Origin of the sequence: Sanguibacter keddieii DSM 10542 (genome assembly GCF_000024925.1) — a bacterium.
Taxonomy (GTDB): Bacteria; Actinomycetota; Actinomycetes; order Actinomycetales; family Cellulomonadaceae; genus Sanguibacter; species Sanguibacter keddieii.
Genome location: NC_013521.1, coordinates 1,887,943 through 1,907,127, shown reverse-complemented (window position 1 = coordinate 1,907,127; position 19,185 = coordinate 1,887,943). Strand labels below are relative to the sequence as shown.

Here is a 19,185-nt window from a genome sequence, read left to right as displayed (position 1 = left end):
GCGGCCCGACCCCTGAGGGGCCGGGCCGCTGTGACACGTCATGTGTCCAACAACTGTTACCACGACGCCTGCTCAGGCTTTTGTTCTCATCCCTGAGCTTGAACCGCTCCCGGCAAACTTGGGAGCCATCGTGTGGTGCCTTCGGTTCACATGCTGTCCGTAGCCAACAGACTCACGCAGCCATGTGCCGAACCGGGTCGAATCACGGGTGTTGGCACCATGTAGACGAACCGAAGTCGTACTCCGCGTGCCGTTGTCAGGCACCTGCGAAGAGCGCCGAGCGAACTCGACTTCGTCTAAGGTAGCACGGCCTTCTGCTCGGTGCAAGGGGTTCCGCTCTGGTGGTCTCCGTCACCGGGTCTGCGTCACCGCACCTGCGTCACCGGCCCGACCGTCGAGCGCGCGACGCCCAGGTATGCGAAGCCCGTCGGTGCGCCGGCCGTCGCGAGCCCGATGCGCAGCGCTGTGACGGAGTAGGTGGGGCTCGTGTAGGGCGGCGTCCCCGGGACCGGCACCGTGCCTGCAGGAGCCCCGGGCTGGTCCGGCTGGACGTTGACGGAGACCGTGAGCGCAGCCGGCATCCGGGTGGTCACCGCCCCGACCGCCGTCACGAGCGCACCGCGCGAGGTCGTGAGCGTCGTGCCCAGCGCCGTGACCCGGTCGGTGAAGGCGGTCCGCAGCGCGGTCGCGACGGGGGCGACCACCGCTGGCGGCACCTCGGTCTGGAGCCGCTGGATGATCGTGTTGAGGTTGAGCCCCAGCGCGTTGAGGAGCCCGGTGAGCAGCGCGTTCACCGTGCTCACGTACACCGTCGTGGCGAGGGACGCCGGCGGGGTCAGGTAGTCGCCGATGGTCGCGGACGGGTGCACCTGGACCCGTGCGACGTCAGCCGTCCCGAGGAGCCCGGTGATCCGGTAGAGCACGTTGACGTCCATCGCGAGGCTGGTCGACCTGATCCCCGTCAGCAGGGCGTTGGTCACCTGGGTGGACCACGTCTGCACCAGGGCGTCCACCCGGGTGCTGATCGCGGCGGCGGCCGCCCCGTCGAGTGCGAGCCTGCTGTTGGCGGGCAGGTTGTTGAGCCCCGTGGTGCTGCTGCCGAGCAGTCCCGCGAGGTTCGCGGTCACGCGCCCGTTGGCGAGGTCGACGGTGACCAGCCCGTCGGTCAGCGGCGCCGTGAGCAGCGTCCCGAGGGCCGTGGTGACGTTGAGGCTGAGGTTGCCGAGGGTGACGCTGCCCGTTGGCGTCTGCGGGAGCAGCTGGGTCGAGATGTTCCTCGCGGTCGCGTTCATCGCGGTCGAGGCCGCCTGCCCGACGGTGCCGTTGATGCCGGACGCTGTCGTGACCGCGGTACCGAGGGCGGTGACCGTCGCGTTGACGTCGGTGACCAGGCGGGAGACCGCGGGGCTGTCGACCTCGAGGGTGAGCCCCCCGACGCCGTAGCTGCGGGTGATCCCGGTGACCGCCCCAGGGCCCCAGATGCGGTTGCTCAGCGCCGAGCAGAAGTCCAGCCTCGCCGACGACGCCGTGGCACCCACCGCGAGCCGGGTGGCCGACACGTTCGTGATCCCGGGGAACACCGACGAGACGTCGACGCGCGCTGGAGCGGGCAGCGGGACCACCGGTGCCCCGCTGCCGACGAGCACCGCCCCCGTGCTGTCGACCAGACCGGAGGCGGCGACCGCCTGCCCCCGGGTCGAGACCTGCGTGTACTGGTTGAGCGCTCCCGCGGGCGCTCCCGGGATCGCTGCTGCGAAGCCGGTGAGGTTGAGCCCTGGCACGCCGGAGAGCGCCGAGACCACGAGCGGGCTGCCGAAGGTGTCGAGCGCCGGGTCCCCGTCGTTCACGCCGAGGTCGGTAGCGGTCGACGGCGTCGGGACCGCTGCGGCGGCCGGGTCGCGGAGGAGGTCGAGACCGCGAGCCGGCGCGAAGGTGTCGAGGTTCGTGGACAGCAGCGTCCCGCCGAGCGCCTTGGCCTCGGCGTGCGACCGGAAGTTCGTGTCTGTCCCGCACCGGATCTGCGAGGTCCCGACGGTCGCGTGCGCCCACCCGGCGTCGGTCCAGGACGCGAGCGACGGCACGGCCCGCAGGACCACGCCGACGACGAGCGCGCAGGCGACCGCGCACACCACGAGCAGCGGCCAGCGGCGGTCCTGGGCGCGCGGCGCGCTGAGACGAGGTGAGCGGGGCGGCGTCACGTCGCGCCTCCCCCGCTGCCCTCGCGGGTCGACCGGCGTCGAGCACGTCGGCCGTCCTCGACGACCGTCGCGCCCGTCAGCACCCCGCCCACGACGAGCGCGAGCCCAGCCGCCCACACCAGCAGGGAGAGGTCGGTCCCGGTCGACGAGAGCCCGTCGGGACCTCCAGGCCGGCCCGGACCGGCTCCCGGGGTCCCCTGACCCGGCCCTCCCCCCTCGGGCGGCGCGGTCGGACCCGGGACAGACCCCGGAGGACCTGTCGGCCCACCCGTCGGCTCGCCGGTCGGCGGCGGTGTCGGCTCCCCCGTCGGAGGTGCCGGCGGCTCCTCGGTGGGCGGGGCGGTCGGCTGCTCCGTCGGCGGGTCCGTCGGCTCCCCGGGCTCTCCCGGGATCGCCTCGACCGCCGTGATCCCGAGGCCGAGCATGCCGGTGAGCCCCATGAGCGACTCGTCGGCCCGAGCCTCCGGGGTGTCCGCGAGCGCCATCGTGACCAGCACGTACGACGGCTGCCGGGTGTCGACCGTGTCGACCCAGTACGTCGGGCTCTGGGCAGACAGGTCGTCCTCGGGCTCCGCGACGGCGACCAGCGCCTGCGCCTCAGGGCAGGAAGGGTCCTCCGGGACGTCCACCCACGGCTCGCCGCACCGCTCGACGGTGAGCGTGACGCCGTGGGGTACCTCCATGAGCTCGCCGTCCTTGCGGATCTCCAGCGTCAGGCGGGCGCCCTCGACGCCGACGACCCACGCGTCGACCAGCCAGTAGGCCGGCGTGCCGGGCGCGAGCTCCTTCAGGGACGAGGCCGACCAGTCGGAGGTGACCACGAGCGCCGGGTCGACACCGTCCACCCGGACCTCGACGAGCGGGCGAGCGGTGAGCACGTCGGCCTGCGCGGCGAGGACGACGCCGAGCACGATCATGAGGGCGGCGGAGACGGCGAGGACGACCCTGCGGGGCGTCGTCCACCCGCGGGCCGTCTGTCGTCCGTCCGCTCGCACCTCTCGCACCTCCTCTGGCAGTCGCCCTCCCCGGGTCGCACCGGTCTGTCGATCAGCGAGGACTCTCGCGGCCGGAGCCGTCCCGTCGTCCGCGGTGGTGGCGCTCCTGCTCCCGCAGCATCGCGCGCGTCGGCCCGCCGCTCCTCCCGGCCGCCACCGTGACCCGCTCGCCGCCCGTCACCGCAAGGCCGCCGTCGGAGCCGGCGGCATCGTCCTCGTCGCGCCGCTCGTCCCCGTCCTCGTCGTGGTCTTCCGCCCGGGGCCAGAACACCCAGACGGTGAGCGCGGCCATCGCCGCGGTGAGGATCGCCAGCGTCTTCGGCTGGGCGAGGACGGTCACGGCGTACCCGACGTAGGGGGCCCCGACGAGCACCTTGTCGGCCTCCGTGACCGTGTAGACCTCACGGTCGGGGTTCGCGTTGTCGTCGCCCTGGAGCACGAGCTCGCGGGAGCCGTCCCCCGTCCCCGGGTCGTCGACCGACACGACGCGGTGCGTCACCGGCAGGCCCCCCTCGGCCCGGGGCACGGTGACGACGTCGCCGGTCTCGATCTGCTCGGCATCCACCGGGACCGCGATCCCGGCAGCGCCGGTGGGGTACGTCGGCGCCATCGAGCCGGTCTTGAACAGCACGAGCGACCACCCGAGCAGCACGGACAGGAGGAACCAGACGATCACCAGGACGCCGACGGCGCAGGCGACGTTCAGGCAGACCTGTTGGACGCGTCCCGGTGCCCGGGACGCGTCGGTCACTGCGAGACCGCCGCGAAGTTCCAGGCGGGTGCCGCGGTACGTCCCTGGAGGTCGGCGAGCACGGTCCCGCCCGGGAGCGTGGGCGACGCCGGCAGGGTGATCTCGAAGCAGTAGTGCTGGACGGAGTCGCCGTCGCCCTCGAGCGGCTGGCTGGTCGAGGCAGCGGCGGTCGCCAGCGGCCCGGTGGCGACGATCGTCCCGGTGGTGAAGGCGGCGGCGTTGCACACGGTGTTCGTCGGGCTGACGGCGACCCGCACCGTGAGCGCACCGTAGAGCGCGCCGCCCGGGTCGGTCGTCGTGATCCCGTCCGCAGCCACGGCCGGCTGGAGGGTGACGGACCCGGCGATCGACCCTTCGACCGTGCGGAGGGCGACCGGGGCGTAGACGGCGTCGCCCGGGGTCAGGCTCAGGGCCGAGACACCGAAGGCGAGAGCGCCACCCGGGTTGGTCTCGTCCTGCACGTACGTCGCCTCGGCGTACGGGTTGGTGGTGTTCTGCTCCACCTCGAACGACGAGGTCCCGAGCCCGGGACCGTCACCGGCGGCGTTGCCGGCGAAGACCCACTCGGTGTCCGTCCAGGCGGCGAGCGTGACCGTGGCCCCGAGGCCGAGCACCGCACCACCGGCGAGCACCGCCTTGACCTTCGAGCTCCGCCGGGTCCCCCGTGCTACCCGTGCCGACCGACGTCCTGCCATGGTGCTCCCCCTCGTGTGTCTGGTGCTCTTCCGGTGCCCCCTGGTCACCGGAAGAGCGGCCACGCATCCGCAGCGGGCGGGCCATGCGACGACGCTAGGTCGGCGCCGACCCCGTGTGACCCCTCCGAGCCCGATCCCGGTACCCGAGCGGGCACATCCCGGCAGTACGGGGGCGCCTCGACGAGCGAGACCAGTAGTCCCCCAGTAGTGTTCGCAGTGTCGGGCGTCACACCGCGGCCGGGGCCTCGCTCCCCCGCGCGCCCCCGCGACGGACCAGAAGGCCCGGAGGGCGACACCCGGCACGAGGGCTGACCTGTGGGGGCAGAGATGGCAGAGGCACGGCGATGACAGAGAGCAGCACGTCCGGCAGACGCGCAGGACGCGCTCCGCGTCGTCCGGGGGAACCAGAGGCGCTCCGCACGCCGCCGCGAGGGCACCTGGTCCGTGAGGCCGTGCGCCAGGTCCGCGACGGCACCAGCGTCCTCGTGCTCGGCGCCCCGGGGTCGGGCCGGTCCCACCTGGCGAGGCGGGTCGTCGACTCGGTCCCCGAGCTGCGCGTCCTGTCGGTCCGGTCTGCCACCTCCGTGCCCGGGCTCATCGTCTCGACCGTCCACGACCCGGAGCAGGGCTCGGCGCCGGGCACCGTCCGCCGGGTGCCACCAGGGACCACGGGCGTCGACGACCTCGCCGGCACGGCCGGCTCCACCGTGGTGCTGGCGGACGACGCCCACCTCCTCGACGCAGAGCACCTGCAGATGCTCTGCGAGCTCGCGACGGACGGACGGGTCGTGCTCGTCGCCACCGCGGACGCCACCGCCGGGGCAGGGACCACGCACGGCGCCGCAGCCGCACGGCTCACCTCGCTCTGGCTCGACGGGCGGGCCGGCCGCGTCGACCTGGTCGGCCTCTCGGAGACCGAGGGTCACGAGCTCGTCCTGTCGGTCGCCGGCAGCAGGCCGCTCGACCTCGCCCTCCGGCACACCATCCTCGTCGCGGCCGGGGGCTCACCCGCGACGATCCGCGAGCTGACCCTCGAGGCGCTGCGCGACGACCGGGCCACCTCGAACCGCGACCTCCTGGGACTCCACGGGCCCGGCCTCCTCCCTCCCCGCACCGTCGAGCGGGCCCGGCACCGTCTCGACACGCTCTCCGAGCACGAGCGGGAGAGCCTCGTCCTGCTCGCCCGGCTCGACGGCCTCGACCCGGAGCGCGCCATGCACTACGTCGGCGACGCGACGCTGCGCCGACTCCTGCGGCACGGCAGCGTCACCCCTGCCGGAGCAGGGACCACAGCGCTGCGGGCCACACCCGTCGACGCCGAGGCGGTGCTCGCCGACGGGCACACCTGGTCCGCCAGCGGCCCCTACGCCCGCGCGCTGCGGTCGATGGTCGACCTCGACACCGCCGGCCTCGTGCTCACCCCCTTCGAGTGCCTGCTCCTCTCCGACGCCTGGCTCGGGGCGGCCGACGGACCGACAGGACCCACACCCGCGGTCGCACCCGACCAGGTGTCGCGCATCGCCACGGTCGCCGCCCGGAAGTCGACCGCGATGCTCCAGCCCTACCGGGCGCTCGCGCACGCGATGCTCGCGCTCGACACGCACCCGACCGGAGCCGCCGCGGTCGAGGCGTCCCGGGCGCTCGCGGCCCTCGGGAGCACCCGGGCAGCCCACGAGGTCCTCGGTCGGGTGCCACCGGGGACCTCTGACGAAGCGCTCGAGCTCGTCTCCCTGTGGCGCGCCGAGCTCGACGACTGGGAGGGAACCCGGTCGGACTCCTCTGCCGACCTGACAGAGCCAGGCACACCCGACGACCCACCCAGCGGCCCGGTCGCCACGGTCGAGCGCCTCCGCGGCGCGGTGCACGCACTCCGGGCGATGCGCTGGCGCGAGTCCCTCGACCTCGCCACCGGCCTCGTCGACGACGACCGCGCAGGCCTGGTCGTCCGGCTGCGGGCCTGCGGGCTCGCGGGGATGGCCGCGGCGTTCCTCGGCCACGGCGCGCAGCTCGAGTCGATCACCACGACCGGCCGCCGGCTGCACGACGCGCTCGCCCGGCAGGTGGGGTCCGCCTCGGCGCAGCAGGTCGTCGACGAGGGGACGGCGTTCTTCTCGGGGTCGGCCGCGGCGCACCTGGCCTGCTCCCTCGGGTGGGTCGAGATGCCGGCACGCCTCGACGCCCTCATGCGGCGCGCGGTGGCAGCGCGGGACGTCGCCCACACCAGCACGCTGAGCGCCCTCGCGGGGTACCTGGCGCTGGCCGACGGAGACGACGTGACGGCAGAGCTCGAGCTCGGTGCGGCGATCGACCGCGCACCCCGGCCGACGACCCACGAGACGCACGCCTGGCTCGTGTCCGTGCGGGCGACCGCACTCGCACGCCTCGGCCGGGCGGTGGAGGCGGAGCGCCTGTGCGCGGAGCTGGAGGCCCCGGGCGCGACGGTGTCGGCCTGGAGCGCGTACCTCGTGGAGTCGGTACGTCACCTGGCTGCCCCGACGACCAGCCTGCCCGCCGTCGCGCCGTCGCCTCTCGGGGTCGAGGCGGCCGCGCTCCAGCCGACCATCGCGCTGTTCGCGGCCGCCGAGGCAGCCGCGAGCCACGACGGCCGCGTGTCACGGCAGGACCTCGTCGACGCAGCGACCGCGGCGCGCCAGCAGACGGACATCGGCTCGTTGCAGGCCGTCGCCGACTACGTCATCGCCGCGTCCACCGCGGACGCCGGCTCGCTCGCCGACCTCACGCGGACCTTCGAGGGGCTGGGCATGCGCCATCTCGCGGACGCATGCGAGGAGCAGGCGCTGCGCCTGCTCGACCCGGACAGCCCGCACGCGCTCTCGGCGTGGCGGGACCGCGCGAACCGCGCCGAGAGCGAGCCGGCCGAAGAGCCCCTCACGGCCCGGGAGCGCGAGGTGGCCGTCCTGGCGGGACGTGGACTGAGCAACCGTGACATCGCGGCGCGTCTGTTCCTGTCCGTGCGGACGGTCGAGTCTCACCTCTACCTCGCGCGCCGCAAGCTCGGGGCCGCGTCGCGGCGGGACCTCGCGGACCGGCTGGGTGACGACGCCTGAGGGTCCGTCGTGGACCGGTCCTGTCCCGGAGCGCATGGTCGCGCTGTGTCTCCCTGTGGCGGTGCCGGCTGCGCGGCTACCCACGCCAGGAAGTTTCAGAACTTCTGAACGACCAAGTAAGGTGAGGCAACACTAAGATCCCGATCGGGGATCCGTCGCCGACGAAAGGCCTCACCCATGCTCGCCCTCCCCTCCTCGCGCCGCCCGGTGCTCGCGGCAGCGCTCGTCGCAGGGGCCGTCGTGCTCGCCGGCTGCGGGTCCTCCGACAGCTCCGCCGAGACCACCCCGTCTGCGGCACCCGCCGACGGCGCCTTCCCCGTCACGGTCGAGAGCGCCCTCGGTGACGCCGTCATCGACGAGGCCCCGGAGCGGGTCGTCACCCTCGGCATGGGGTCCGCCGAGACCGCGATCGCGCTCGGCGTCACCCCCGTGGGGATCGAGGAGTACCCCTGGGGCTCCGACGACACCGGCTACCTGCCGTGGATCCACGAGGCGCTCGAGGAGTCCGGCGAGGACCTCCCCGCGCAGTTCACCGGTGGGACGGAGATCGACATCGAGGCGATCCTCGAGCTCGAGCCCGACGTGATCCTCGCCCCGTGGTCGGGGATCACCCAGGAGCAGTTCGACACGCTCTCCGAGATCGCACCGACGGTCGCCTACCCGGACCTCGCGTGGAGCATCGACTGGGACCAGCAGATCACGACCATCGGGAAGGCCCTCGGCCAGCCCGACGAGGCGCAGGAGCTGATCACCGGCATCGAGGAGCAGTTCACCGAGGCCGCGGCCGCGCACCCCGAGTACGCCGACGTGACCTTCTCGTACGTCTACACCACCGAGCCCGGCTCGCTCGGGGTGTTCCTGCCCGACGAGCAGCGCGTCGCGATGGTCCGCGGGCTCGGGCTCACCGTCGACCCCGTCGTCGAGACCTTCGACGAGACCGAGGGCACCGACTCCGCGCTCATCGGCCTCGAGAACGCCGACCAGCTCGCGGACTCGGACCTGATCTTCACCTTCTACTCCGACGCGGCCGCCCGTGCCGAGACCGAGGCCCAGCCGCTCTACCAGGCCATCCCCGCCATCGGGCGCGGGTCGGTCGTGGCGCCGACCGACCAGCCCTTCGTCACCGGGTCCTCGATCATCAACCCGCTCACGGTCCCCTGGGCCCTCGAGCGCTTCGTCCCGATGATCGACGAGGCGATCGGGAAGGTCGACCAGTAGCACCGGCGCAGCAGAGGGGTCAGGGCCGGGGCGGACCTTCGTCCGTCTCGGTCAGCCCCGGCCCCTCGAGCCCTTCCTTGTGCCGCGCCCACTCGGAGCGCAGCGTCCCGTAGTACCCGAGCAGCCACTCCATGTACCCGTGCATGTTCCGGATGCGCTCGTGCGCGGGACCGGTCGGCGGCATGAGGGCGAGGGCTGTGCTCGCGAGCTCGCGCTGCCTGACCAGGTAGGCGTGCTCGTTGTCGAGGAACCCGCCCCACACGTCGGCGTCCATGACGAAGTAGTGCGACCGGTCCCCGGGGCGGCGGACCCGGCGCAGGAACCCGATGTCGATCAACCTGCGCGTGTACGTCGAGACGGACCCGCGGCTCGCGCCCGACGCCGCCGCGAGCTCGTCGGCCGACACGGGGCGGTCGCTCAGCAGCAGGAACCCGACCATACGTCCCTCGATGGCGGACAGGCCCTGCGACGACCAGTACTGCGCGTACCGCTCGACGAACCAGGGCTCGAGCTCGGCCCGGTCTCGGGGCTCGGTGAGGTCGGGCACAGGCGGCTCGTCGTGGTCATGCACCTGACGATCCTCTCAGGTGCTCCCCCGCGTCCCGTGCCACCAGCGCCGCCTGCACGCGCGAGGTCACCCCGAGCTTCATGAGGACCCGTGACACGTGCGTCTTGGCGGTCGCGGCACTGACGAACAGCTCGGTGGCGATCTGCTGGTTGGTCAGACCGCGCCCGAGGGCGGCCAGGACGTCCCGCTCGCGTGGGGTGAGGCCCGCGACACGGGTGACCTTCGCGGGCTCGGGCTCGCTCGGGGGCGTGGATGCGGGCGGGGTAGTCGACGCGGGCGCCGCCGCCGCGAGTGCCCGGATGACCCGGCGCGTGACCTCGGGGGCGAGGACGCCGTCGCCGTCGGCGACACGGCGGACGGCGTCGAGGAGCTCGTGCGGCTCGGCCGACTTGAGCAGGTACCCCGCGGCGCCCGCACCCAGCGCACCGGTGACGTAGTCGTCGAGGTCGAAGGTCGTCAGGACCAGCACCTCGGCGAGCCCCTCCGCGGTGATGGCTGCTGTGGCGGTGATGCCGTCCGTCCCGGGCATCCGGACGTCCATGAGCACGACGTCGGGCCGCAGCGCACGGGCGCGCTCGACGGCGCTCGCCCCGTCACCGACCTCGGCGACCACCTGGAGGTCCGCCGCCGACTCGAGCAGGAACCTCAGCCCCGCGCGCACGGCGGCGTGGTCGTCGGCCAGCAGCACCCGGATCACGGGGCACCTCCGGGCGTCAGCGGGATGGTGCTGCGCACGGACCAGAGGCCGGCCTCCGGCCCGACCTCCAGCGTCCCGCCCAGACCCTCGGCACGCTCACGCATGCTCAGCAGGCCGGTCCCCGGGGCGGCCGCGCCGCGCCCGGCAGGAGACGCGGCCGGTGTCACGGGCAGCGGGCTGGTGACACAGACAGAGAGCGAGTCCTCGACCTCCTCCAGCACGACGCGCACCTCCCCGCCGGCACCGTGCTTCGCGACGTTCGTCAGCGCCTCCTGGACGATGCGCAGCGCCGCCTGCTCGACCGCGGCCGGCAGGCCGCGAGGAGCACGATCCTCGAGGACGATCTCGGCACCGGCGTCTCGGTGCCCGGCGACGACACCAGCGAGGTCGGCGAGAGTGCCCGGTGCACTGACCGGCCCCGCTGCGGGGTCGTCGGCGCGGAGCAGCAGGATCATCGCACGCATCTCCTCGAGAGCCGCGAGGCTCGACGTCCTGGCCATCTCCAGGGTCTCGCGCTCTCGCCCCGCCGGACCGGCGAGGGCAGCGCCCGTCCGGATCGCGACGGCCGACACGTGGCCGGCGACCACGTCGTGCAGGTCCCGGGCCATCGTGCGGCGCTCCGCCTGGACGGCGTCCCGTCGCCGCAGCTCCTCGATGCGCGCCAGCCCCTCGGCGTTCGCGCTGGCCAGCGCCGCACGCTCCTCGGCGAGCACGGCGACCTCTGACGTCGCCCGGACGTTCCCCGCCCACCACAGCGGCACCACGAGGAACCCGGCAGCCTGGATGGCGCCCGTCGCCACGGCACGGGGCTCACCGTCGGACGCGACACCGGCGACCGCCGCCGCGACCCCGACGAGCGACCACGCCGCCACGACCAGCACCTGCCGCCCGGTCCGCGACGAGAACAGCGCCGCGGAGTAGAGGAGGTCGAGCACCACGAGGAGCGTCCCGAGGCTCCCGCCCAGGGCCAGGTCGACGGCCAGCAGCACGAGGCCTGCGGCGAGCGCCAGCAGAGGCCGGCGCCGCTTGCCGAGCATGACGGCCGTCCCCAGGACGAGCGGCACCGCGTGCCACCAGCGGTCCGGGTCGAGCGCGTCGTCCTGGGCCCACAGCCCGGACAGCCCGACGGCCAGCAGGGCGAGCCCCGCGACGAGGACCGCGAGGGCGACGCGCAGGTCGGACCGGAACCAGCCGGGGGCGGTGCGGCGGGCGGCCGTGAGCACCTCGTCGAGGTCACGGGTGATGGGCTGCACCCGTCGATCAGACCACACCCGCGCTCCCGCGCGCGTCGCCCGAAGGATGTACGGCGCGCCTGCGTGCTGCCGACCAGGGATCGCCCGGACGGCCGACGACGGCGCCCCGTGCGCCGCGGAGGATCGAGACATGGAAGACCTGCTCTCGGAGAACCCGCTCGTCCTGCTCGTGGTCGCCTGCGAGATCGGCTTCTGGGTCGTGCTCGTGGCCGGGCTCGTCGCCCGCTACCCGCTGCGCCGCCCCCGGCTCGGCGGTGTCCTGCTGGTGTGCGTGCCGGTCGTGGACCTGGTGCTCGTCACGGCGTCGGTCGCCGACGTCGCACGCGGCACGCCGCCGGGGTTCTCGCACGGGCTCGCGGCCGTGTACCTCGGGTTCACCGTGGCCTTCGGTCACACGCTCGTGCGGTGGGCCGACGTGCGGTTCGCGCACCGCTACGCCGGTGGCCCCGCTCCGGTCCGCGCTCCCCGCGACGGTCTGGCCGCTCTCCCCAAGGAGATGAAGGACTTCGGCCGGGCGGTGCTCGCCGCCGTGATCGCGGGCGCCGTGCTGCTCACGCTGAGCCTCGTCGCCGGATCCGGGGTACCGCCGCTCTCGGCGTGGCCCGAAGACCCGCTGTGGAGCTGGACGGCCCGCATCGGCGTGGTGCTCGCCGTGTGGTTCGTCACCGGCCCGGTGTGGGTCGCGCTCGGGCCGCGGAAGGCTGAGGCGAGCCGCTCGCGCTGACGCGCGTCGGCGGTCAGCCGGCCCTCGGCGCCGGGACCGGCCCGACGCCGCCGAGCGTCGGCACGACCGTCCGGATGCTGCCGTCGTCGTCGAACTCGAGCCTGTCGATCGTCGTCTCGCGGTGCGTGCCGTCGCCGTCCGGGATCGCGAAGCGGTGGTAGGCGACGTACCACTCGTCGGTCCCGGGCACCTGGAGGATCGAGTGGTGCCCGGTTCCCCGGATCCCCTGCTCGAGGTCCTTGGAGAGGATGACCCCACGGTTGGTCCACGGACCGTAGACCGACGGTCCTGTGGCATAGGCGACGCGGTAGTCCTCCGAGCGGGTGTCGTCGACCGACCACGAGAGGTAGTAGGTGCCGTGGCGCTCGACGAGGAACAGCGCCTCACGGAAGTCGTCGATGCCCTCGACGACCCGGACGGCGGCGGGGTCGAACCCTGCCATCGTGTCGTCGAGCGGGACGACGTAGCCGGTCGTGTTGCCCCACAGCAGGTAGTGCTGGCCGTCGGTGTCGACGAACACCGCCGGGTCGATCTGCTGGCCGTCGCCGTAGTCGGCCTTGTCGACGAGAGGCCGTCCGAGCATCTCGCGGAAGGGGCCGACGGGTGAGTCGGCGACCGCCACCCCGACCGACTGCTCGGCGGTGAAGTAGAAGTACGTCTTCCCGTCGCGCTCGATCGCCGCCGGGGCCCACGCGTGGGCGCTCGCCCACGGGACGTCGGTGCCGAGCGTGAGGATGGTGCCGCGGTTGGTCCAGCTGGCGAGGTCGGGCGACTCCCACACCTCGAAGTGGGTCCCGCCCCAGCCCTCGTAGCCGTCGGTCGTCGCGTACACGTAGTACCTGTCGCCGATCGCGAGGATGTTCGGGTCCGCGTAGTACCCCGGCAGCACCGCACCGCCCGGAGAGGTCTGCGCGCTCCGGGAGGCTGCGCCGGGAAAGGTCTCTGTGCTGCCCACGCCGTCGTGGGGGTGCTCGGTAGTCACCGGACCACCGTACCGGAAAGCGCTCGCCGGGCCTGGACGGCGAGAAGTCACCTGGACGCAACACACCATGCCCAGACGCAACGCCCCGGAAACACTCCACGGCCACCCGCGAAACATGTGTCCAGGACTGTATACATCCATGAGCACAGAACTGGACCCGGCGGTGTCGACACCCCCGCAGCGCCCCGCCTCACGGCGCGAGCAGGTGTACCTGGCACTGCGCGACGAGCTCATGAACGGCCGCATCTCGCCGTACGAGCGTCTGGCCGAGGAGCGCATCGCCGAGCGGCACGACGTGTCCCGCACCCCGGTGCGCGAGGCGCTCGCCCGGCTCCAGGCCGACGGTCTCGTGGAGAAGCGCGACGGGGGTCTGTACCTCTACCTGCCGAGCTTCCACGAGCTCGCCGGGCTCTACGAGCTCCGCGTGACCCTCGAGCTGCGCGGCATCGAGCGGGCCATCGCCGAGGTGGACATCCACCACGACCGTGCCCGTCTCGAGACCGAGCTCGACCGCTGGTACGGCCACCGCGACCACCGACCCACCCCGGATGCCGGGTTCGTCGCCGAGGACGAGCAGTTCCACATGACGCTCGTCGACTCCTCGGGGAACCCCGCGCTCACCCAGGCGCTGGTCCAGGTGAACAGCCGGATCCGCTCGGTGCGCATGTACGACTACCTGACCGAGAACCGGATGACGGCCACGATCACCGAGCACATCGAGATCGCCGAGCTCGTCGTCCGCGACCGCCTCCCAGCAGCGCTCGACGCGCTGCGCCACCACGTCGGCGCCTCCCAGGACGTCGTCATGGAGCGCGCCGCGAACGCCCTGGCCATGACCCGGATGATGAAGTGAGAGGACTCTCGATGACCCCCGTGACCGACCTGACCGAGGCGCCGACCGCGAGCGTCGGCGACGCCCTCCCCGCCGCGACCCTGCCCGACGGCCCCTGCGTCCGCCGGGTGCTCGCCGCCTTCGAGGCCCTCGAGGCCGCCGACCGCCCGGACGTGTGGACGCACGTGCGCCCCGTCGAGGACGTCGTCGCCGAGGCGGCTGCTCTCGACGCCCGGGTGGCGTCGGGCGAGGATCTCCCGCTCGCCGGGACCGTGCTCGGCGTCAAGGACAACATCGACGTCGCCGGGCTGCCGACCACGGCCGCGCACCCCGCCTTCGCCCGGGTCCCCGCCCGCTCGGCGACCGTCGTCGCGCAGCTCGTGGCGGCCGGCGCCCTCGTGCTCGGCAAGACGAACCTCGACCAGTTCGCGACCGGGCTCACCGGCTCGCGCAGCCCGTACGGCGTGGTGCGCAGCGCCGTCGTCACCGACCGGGTGTCCGGCGGCTCGTCCTCCGGCTCGGCCGTCGCCGTCGCGCTCGGCATCGTCGACGCGGCGCTCGGCACCGACACGGCCGGGTCGGGGCGCGTCCCGGCGGCCTTCAACGGACTGGTCGGGATCAAGCCGACGCTCGGCCTCGTCCCCAAGGACGGCGTGGTCCCGGCCTGCGAGTCCTTCGACTGCGTCACCGTGCTCGCCCCGACGCTCACGACGGCCCAGACCGTCCTGGCGCACATGACCGCCGTGAGCCCGCTCGACCCGTCGTCGCGGACCTGGCCCGCCGACGCGCCGCTCGCCGCTCCGGCCGCAGCACGGGTCGCAGTCCCCCGGGACGAGGACCTCCTGCGGCTGTCCCCCGAGGCCCGGACCCGGTTCGAGGAGGCACGTGCCCGGCTCGAGGCCACCGGCGCCACGACCGAGGCGATCGACCTCACCCCGTTCCTCCGGGCGGCGACGCTGCTCTACGACGGCGGGCTCGTCGCCGAGCGCTACGCGGCCTTCGGCGAGTTCGTCGCGGCGCACCCGGAGCAGGCCGACCCGACGGTCGCACGGATCGCCGCCGCCGCCGGTGAGGTCACCGCCGCGCAGTACCTCGCCGCCCAGGCCGCCCTCGCGGCCTACCGGCTCGAGGCGATGGCGACGCTCGACGGCTTCGACGCGCTCCTCGCCCCGACCGCCCCCGAGCACCCGACGGTGGCAGCCGTGGCGGCCGACCCGCTGGGCACGAACGCCCGCCTCGGCACCTACACGAACTTCGTCAACCTGTTCGACATGGCGGGCGTGGCCGTGCCGGCCGGCGAGGCCGACGGCGGGCTGTTCGGCGTGAGCGTCCTCGTCCGGGCCTTCGACGACCAGGTCGCGATCGACCTCGCCGCCCGGCTGGTCAGCTTCGGCGCTGACGGCGCTGACGGCACGGACGCCCCGCCCGCTGCGTACCCCACGACCGGCACGAGCCTGGTGGTCTTCGGTGCTCACCTCACCGGCGAGCCCCTCAACACGGACCTCGTCGCGCTGGGCGCCCGGTACGTCGGACCGGTGACGACCGCCCCCGAGTACCGGATGCACGCGCTCGACACCACCCCCGCGAAGCCCCTGCTCGCAGCGGTGGCGCCGGGCACCGGGACCCGGATCGCCGGCGAGGAGTGGCTGGTCACCCCGCACGCCCTCGGGCAGCTGCTCCTGACCGTCCCCCGCCCGCTCGCCCTCGGCGCCGTCACCCTCGACGACGGACGCGACGTCACCGGCTTCGTCGGCTCCCTCCCCACCACCGGCGAGCCTCCGGCAGACATCTCCCACCACGGCAGCTGGCGCACCTACCGCGCCTCCCTCAACCCCCTCACGTAACCCGCCCCCCTCTCATGCCCGTGGCGCGTTCGCCCAGCCCTCCGCGGCGCACCGTGCCCTCGCGCCCCGGGCATGAGAAGGGGTTCTGCACCCCCTGCACGCTCTGCACCCTGCACGCACAGCACCCGACAGAAGAGAGACTCCCGTGAAGACCTCCCGCACCCTGGCCGCCCTCGCGACCACGATGCTCGCAGCCGCCTCCCTCACCGCCTGCTCGGGCGACGCCTCGGCCGACGCCGACGGCAACACGATCGTCAAGGTCGGCACCCTCAAGGGGCAGCCGCACCTGTACGCCCCGTACTTCTACGAGGAGAACGCGCCCGAGGGCGTGACCTTCGAGATCGTCACCTTCGACACCTCCCCCGACATCAAGAACGCCGTGGTCAGCGGCAGCATCGACTTCGGTGTCGCTGGCGTCCCCTCGGCCATCTCGGGCGCCTCGGCCGGTCAGGACGTCGTGGTGGTCGCCGCCGCCGCCGACGGTGGCTCGGGCATCATCGGCAAGGAAGGGCTCGACGGCGTCGAGTCCCTCGCCGGCCTCAAGGTCGGGTACCCCAAGGGCTCCTCGCAGGAGATCCTGCTGCGCATGACGCTCGACGCAGCCGGCATGGACGCGGACGCCGACCTCGAGCTCGTCAACCTGCCGTTCTCCGACATGGCGAGCGCGCTCGCCGCCGGCCGGATCGACGCGTTCTCGTCGGCCGAGCTCGGCCCGTCCACCGCCCTGCAGTCCGGAGCCGTCGAGGTCGCCTCGCCCTACGAGACGCCCGTCGGCAAGGTGAACATCGGCCTCTACACGACCGGTGCGCTCGTCGAGGAAGACCCCGAGCTCGTCCAGGACGTCGTCGACGCGCACATCGCGGCGACCGAGCACATGGCCGAGGACCCCGAGGACTGGGCCGCCGGTGTGGTCGAGACCTTCGGCATCGACGCGGCCGTCGTCGACACGGCGATCACGAACATCTGGCCCCGCTGGGAGATCGACGCCGAGTACACCGAGCAGGTGACCGCGCTCGTCGGCCAGATGGCCGACCTCAAGCAGATCGAGTCCGAGCCCGACGTCGCGACCCTGATCGACACGACCTTCGTGGACGCGCACGCGTCCTCCTGACCCCCTGTGCCCCCTGGTGCTCCGGCCGACCGTCAGCCGGCCGGAGCACCCCGGCTCGTCCCGAGAGGGAAGTGACATGACCGCACGCACGGACGCACCGTCCACCACGGACACCCCGACCACCGCACCACGCCCGTCCTCGCCCGCCGCCGAGAGCTCGGCCCCGAGCTCCACCACCCCGGTCGCCCCGGGGAAGCCCACCGCAGACGCGGCGCCGGCGGCCCGCCGCCTGCGGCTGCCGAGCCGCAGCACCTGGACCACCGTCCTGCTCGCGCTCCCCGTGCCGATCGTCGGGCTCCTCCTCTGGAACCTCGGTGTGAAGCAGGCGTGGACGCTGCCCTTCGGCATCCAGATGGGGTTCCTGCCGACTCCGGTCGAGGTGGCCCAGCGCATCCTCGACCTCGCGGGCGCCGGCACCATCGACGACGCCTTCAGCGGTACCCTCCTCGACCACCTCGGTGCGTCGACGGTGCGCGTGCTCTCCGGCTTCGGGCTCGCCGCGCTGCTCGCCATCCCGCTCGGCGTGATCATGGGCCGCTTCTCGCTGGCCTTCAAGATGCTCGACCCGACGGTGAACCTCACCCGCCCCATCCCGGTGACGGCCTGGGCACCGCTCACCCTGCTCATCATCGGGTACGGCGACGGCTCGGCGATCTTCCTCGTGTTCCTCGCCGCGTTCTTCCCGATCCTGCTCAACACCATCTCCGGCGTCCGGCAGGTGCCTGTCCGGCTCGTCGAGGCGGCGTCCATGCTCGGCACACGCTCCGGCCAGGTGCTCTACAAGGTGATCCTCCCGGCGTCCATGCGCTCGATCGTGGGCGGCCTGCGCATCGCGCTCGGGCTGTCCTGGGTGATCCTCGTGGTCGGCGAGACCGTCGGCATCAGCACCGGGCTCGGCGCGATGATCACGCAGGCCCGCGACATGTCCAAGACCGACCTCATCGTCGCCGGGATGGTCGTCATCGGCCTCGCCGGGTTCGTCGCCGACCGCCTGCTCGTGGGCCTCGTCAAGCTCGTGACGCGCAGCCGTCCGACCCTCTCCTAGAAGGAGCGCACCATGCCTCGCATCGGAACCATCCGTCCCACCCGTCCCGCCGACATCGAGGTCCGTGACCTCGGCAAGCGCTACGGCCGCGCCGGCTCGGGCATCTTCGCCATGGACGACGTCGACCTCACCGTCCCCGCCGGGGAGTTCGTGTGCGTCGTCGGCGCGAGCGGTTGTGGCAAGAGCACGCTGCTGCGCATCCTCGCCGGCTTCGAGCCCGCCACCAAGGGCACGGTGACCGTCGCCGGCGAGGCCGTGTCGAAGCCCGACCCCGAGCGGGGAGTCGTCTTCCAGGACTACGGGCTGTTCCCGTGGCTCTCGGTGAGCGAGAACATCGCCTACGGACCGCGCCAGGCCCGGCTCCCCCGCGACGTGGTCCGCGAGCGCACCACCCGGTTCCTCGAGGCGGTGGGGCTCACACGCTTCGCGGCGAAGTTCCCGCACGAGCTCTCGGGCGGCATGCAGCAGCGCGTGGCGATCGCCCGGGTGCTGGCCAACGACCCGTCGGTCATGCTCATGGACGAGCCCTTCGGCGCGCTCGACGCGCTGACGCGCTCGTCGCTCCAGGCGGAGCTGTCCAAGATCCACCGCGAGACGGGCACGACGGTCGTGTTCGTCACGCACTCCATCGAGGAGGCGGTGTTCCTCGCGGACCGTGTCGTGGTGATGGCCGGCGGAGCGTCGCACGGTGTCCCCGGGCACATCCGGGAGATCGTGCCGATCGGCCTCGGGGCGGACCGGGACGTGACGTCGCCGGAGTTCAACGAGCTCAAGCGGCACATCTCGGCGCTGGTCCACCAGGGGGTGGAGGTCGCGGCCTGAAGCGACGGCCGTCGCGGCACAGCGCACCTCCCCGCTCGGGGTGGTGCGCTCTGCTGCGTCCAGGGCCCGACCTGGCGCTCGGCGGTGCTCGCTAGCGCTCCCGCAGCGCTTCGACGAGCTCAGCCTTCGCCATGCGTGAGCGGCCCTCGATCCCGAGCTCGCGCGCCCGGCGGCGCAGCTCGGGCACGGTCCACTCCTCGTAGGACGGAGCCTTGCCGCCCTTCTTCCCCACCTCGCTGCGGGACGACGCCGCGGCGGCGTTGGCGATGCGCGCCGCCTTCTCCTTGGAGCTGCCCTCGTCGCGCAGCTTCTCGTACAGGTGCTTGTCCTTGACCGACGGGCCGGGATCTTCCTTCGGCATCGCAGATCCACCTCTCAGGTC

Annotated in this window: 17 protein-coding genes; 8 read left to right on the top strand and 9 right to left on the bottom strand. The window is 73.3% G+C overall.

All coding sequences use genetic code 11. The annotated features are described in order from the left end of the window. Positions 1-365 precede the first annotated feature (365 nt). The 4 genes from SKED_RS08365 to SKED_RS08350 are packed head-to-tail and all read right to left on the bottom strand — an operon-like array spanning position 366 to position 4,639. On the bottom strand, positions 366-2,198 hold the full coding sequence (locus tag SKED_RS08365) for a choice-of-anchor G family protein (protein ID WP_012866703.1): 1,833 nt from the start codon (positions 2,196-2,198) through the stop codon (positions 366-368). Next, positions 2,195-3,193, bottom strand: a complete 999-nt coding sequence (locus SKED_RS18955) for a hypothetical protein (protein ID WP_012866702.1) — start codon at positions 3,191-3,193, stop codon at positions 2,195-2,197. Before SKED_RS18955 ends, SKED_RS08365 begins: the two co-directional genes overlap by 4 nt. A 52-nt stretch (positions 3,194-3,245) precedes the next feature. Further along, positions 3,246-3,944: a signal peptidase I gene (locus SKED_RS08355; protein WP_012866701.1), complete on the bottom strand. Its 699-nt coding sequence runs from the start codon at positions 3,942-3,944 to the stop codon at positions 3,246-3,248. Then, positions 3,941-4,639 carry a SipW-dependent-type signal peptide-containing protein gene (locus tag SKED_RS08350; protein ID WP_042437889.1) on the bottom strand — a complete coding sequence of 233 codons (699 nt, stop codon included), beginning with the start codon at positions 4,637-4,639 and terminating at the stop codon, positions 3,941-3,943. The genes SKED_RS08355 and SKED_RS08350 overlap by 4 nt, the downstream gene beginning before the upstream one ends. Positions 4,640-5,091: 452 nt before the next feature. Between SKED_RS08350 and SKED_RS20850 the strand changes: the two genes are divergently transcribed. Then, entirely contained in the window at positions 5,092-7,707 is a 2,616-nt protein-coding gene (locus tag SKED_RS20850; protein WP_042437887.1) for a helix-turn-helix transcriptional regulator, read from the top strand. Positions 7,708-7,884: 177 nt separating this feature from the next. Further along, positions 7,885-8,925: an iron-siderophore ABC transporter substrate-binding protein gene (locus tag SKED_RS08340; RefSeq protein WP_012866698.1), complete on the top strand. Its 1,041-nt coding sequence runs from the start codon at positions 7,885-7,887 to the stop codon at positions 8,923-8,925. A gap of 19 nt (positions 8,926-8,944) precedes the next feature. Here SKED_RS08340 and SKED_RS08335 read toward each other — a convergent pair whose 3' ends face one another. Genes SKED_RS08335 through SKED_RS08325 form a run of 3 tightly spaced genes read right to left on the bottom strand, consistent with a single transcriptional unit; the run spans position 8,945 to position 11,443 of the window. After that, positions 8,945-9,496, bottom strand: a complete 552-nt coding sequence (locus tag SKED_RS08335) for a GbsR/MarR family transcriptional regulator (protein WP_217167963.1) — start codon at positions 9,494-9,496, stop codon at positions 8,945-8,947. Next, on the bottom strand, positions 9,489-10,190 hold the full coding sequence (locus tag SKED_RS08330) for a response regulator (protein WP_012866696.1): 702 nt from the start codon (positions 10,188-10,190) through the stop codon (positions 9,489-9,491). Before SKED_RS08330 ends, SKED_RS08335 begins: the two co-directional genes overlap by 8 nt. Then, positions 10,187-11,443, bottom strand: coding sequence for a sensor histidine kinase (locus SKED_RS08325; protein WP_012866695.1), 1,257 nt, complete (start codon positions 11,441-11,443; stop codon positions 10,187-10,189). The genes SKED_RS08330 and SKED_RS08325 overlap by 4 nt, the downstream gene beginning before the upstream one ends. Positions 11,444-11,573: 130 nt before the next feature. Here SKED_RS08325 and SKED_RS08320 point away from each other — a divergent pair, with 130 nt between their 5' ends. Further along, positions 11,574-12,167, top strand: coding sequence for a hypothetical protein (locus SKED_RS08320; protein ID WP_012866694.1), 594 nt, complete (start codon positions 11,574-11,576; stop codon positions 12,165-12,167). 13 nt (positions 12,168-12,180) lie between these two features. Here the strand turns inward: SKED_RS08320 and SKED_RS08315 are convergent, their stop codons facing one another. Continuing rightward, positions 12,181-13,149 carry a family 43 glycosylhydrolase gene (locus tag SKED_RS08315; RefSeq protein WP_169310120.1) on the bottom strand — a complete coding sequence of 323 codons (969 nt, stop codon included), beginning with the start codon at positions 13,147-13,149 and terminating at the stop codon, positions 12,181-12,183. Positions 13,150-13,288: 139 nt separating this feature from the next. On the opposite strand from SKED_RS08315, the gene SKED_RS08310 reads away from it, so the two are divergent. From SKED_RS08310 to SKED_RS08290, 5 genes are all read left to right on the top strand, one after another. After that, complete coding sequence (locus tag SKED_RS08310; RefSeq protein WP_042437885.1) at positions 13,289-14,002, top strand: GntR family transcriptional regulator; 714 nt, start codon at positions 13,289-13,291, stop codon at positions 14,000-14,002. 11 nt (positions 14,003-14,013) lie between these two features. After that, entirely contained in the window at positions 14,014-15,825 is a 1,812-nt protein-coding gene (gene atzF, locus SKED_RS08305) for an allophanate hydrolase (RefSeq protein WP_012866691.1), read from the top strand. Between the two features lie 145 nt (positions 15,826-15,970). Beyond that, positions 15,971-16,936 carry an ABC transporter substrate-binding protein gene (locus tag SKED_RS08300; protein ID WP_012866690.1) on the top strand — a complete coding sequence of 322 codons (966 nt, stop codon included), beginning with the start codon at positions 15,971-15,973 and terminating at the stop codon, positions 16,934-16,936. 76 nt (positions 16,937-17,012) lie between these two features. Beyond that, a complete protein-coding gene (locus SKED_RS08295; protein ID WP_012866689.1) occupies positions 17,013-17,981 on the top strand; it encodes an ABC transporter permease in 969 nt (322 codons plus the stop codon). A 12-nt stretch (positions 17,982-17,993) separates the two neighbouring features. Then, complete coding sequence (locus tag SKED_RS08290) at positions 17,994-18,803, top strand: ABC transporter ATP-binding protein (RefSeq protein ID WP_012866688.1); 810 nt, start codon at positions 17,994-17,996, stop codon at positions 18,801-18,803. A 91-nt stretch (positions 18,804-18,894) separates the two neighbouring features. On the opposite strand, the gene SKED_RS08285 is transcribed toward SKED_RS08290, so the two are convergent. Further along, a complete protein-coding gene (locus SKED_RS08285) occupies positions 18,895-19,164 on the bottom strand; it encodes a DUF7218 family protein (protein WP_012866687.1) in 270 nt (89 codons plus the stop codon). Between the last annotated feature and the right edge of the window lie 21 nt (positions 19,165-19,185).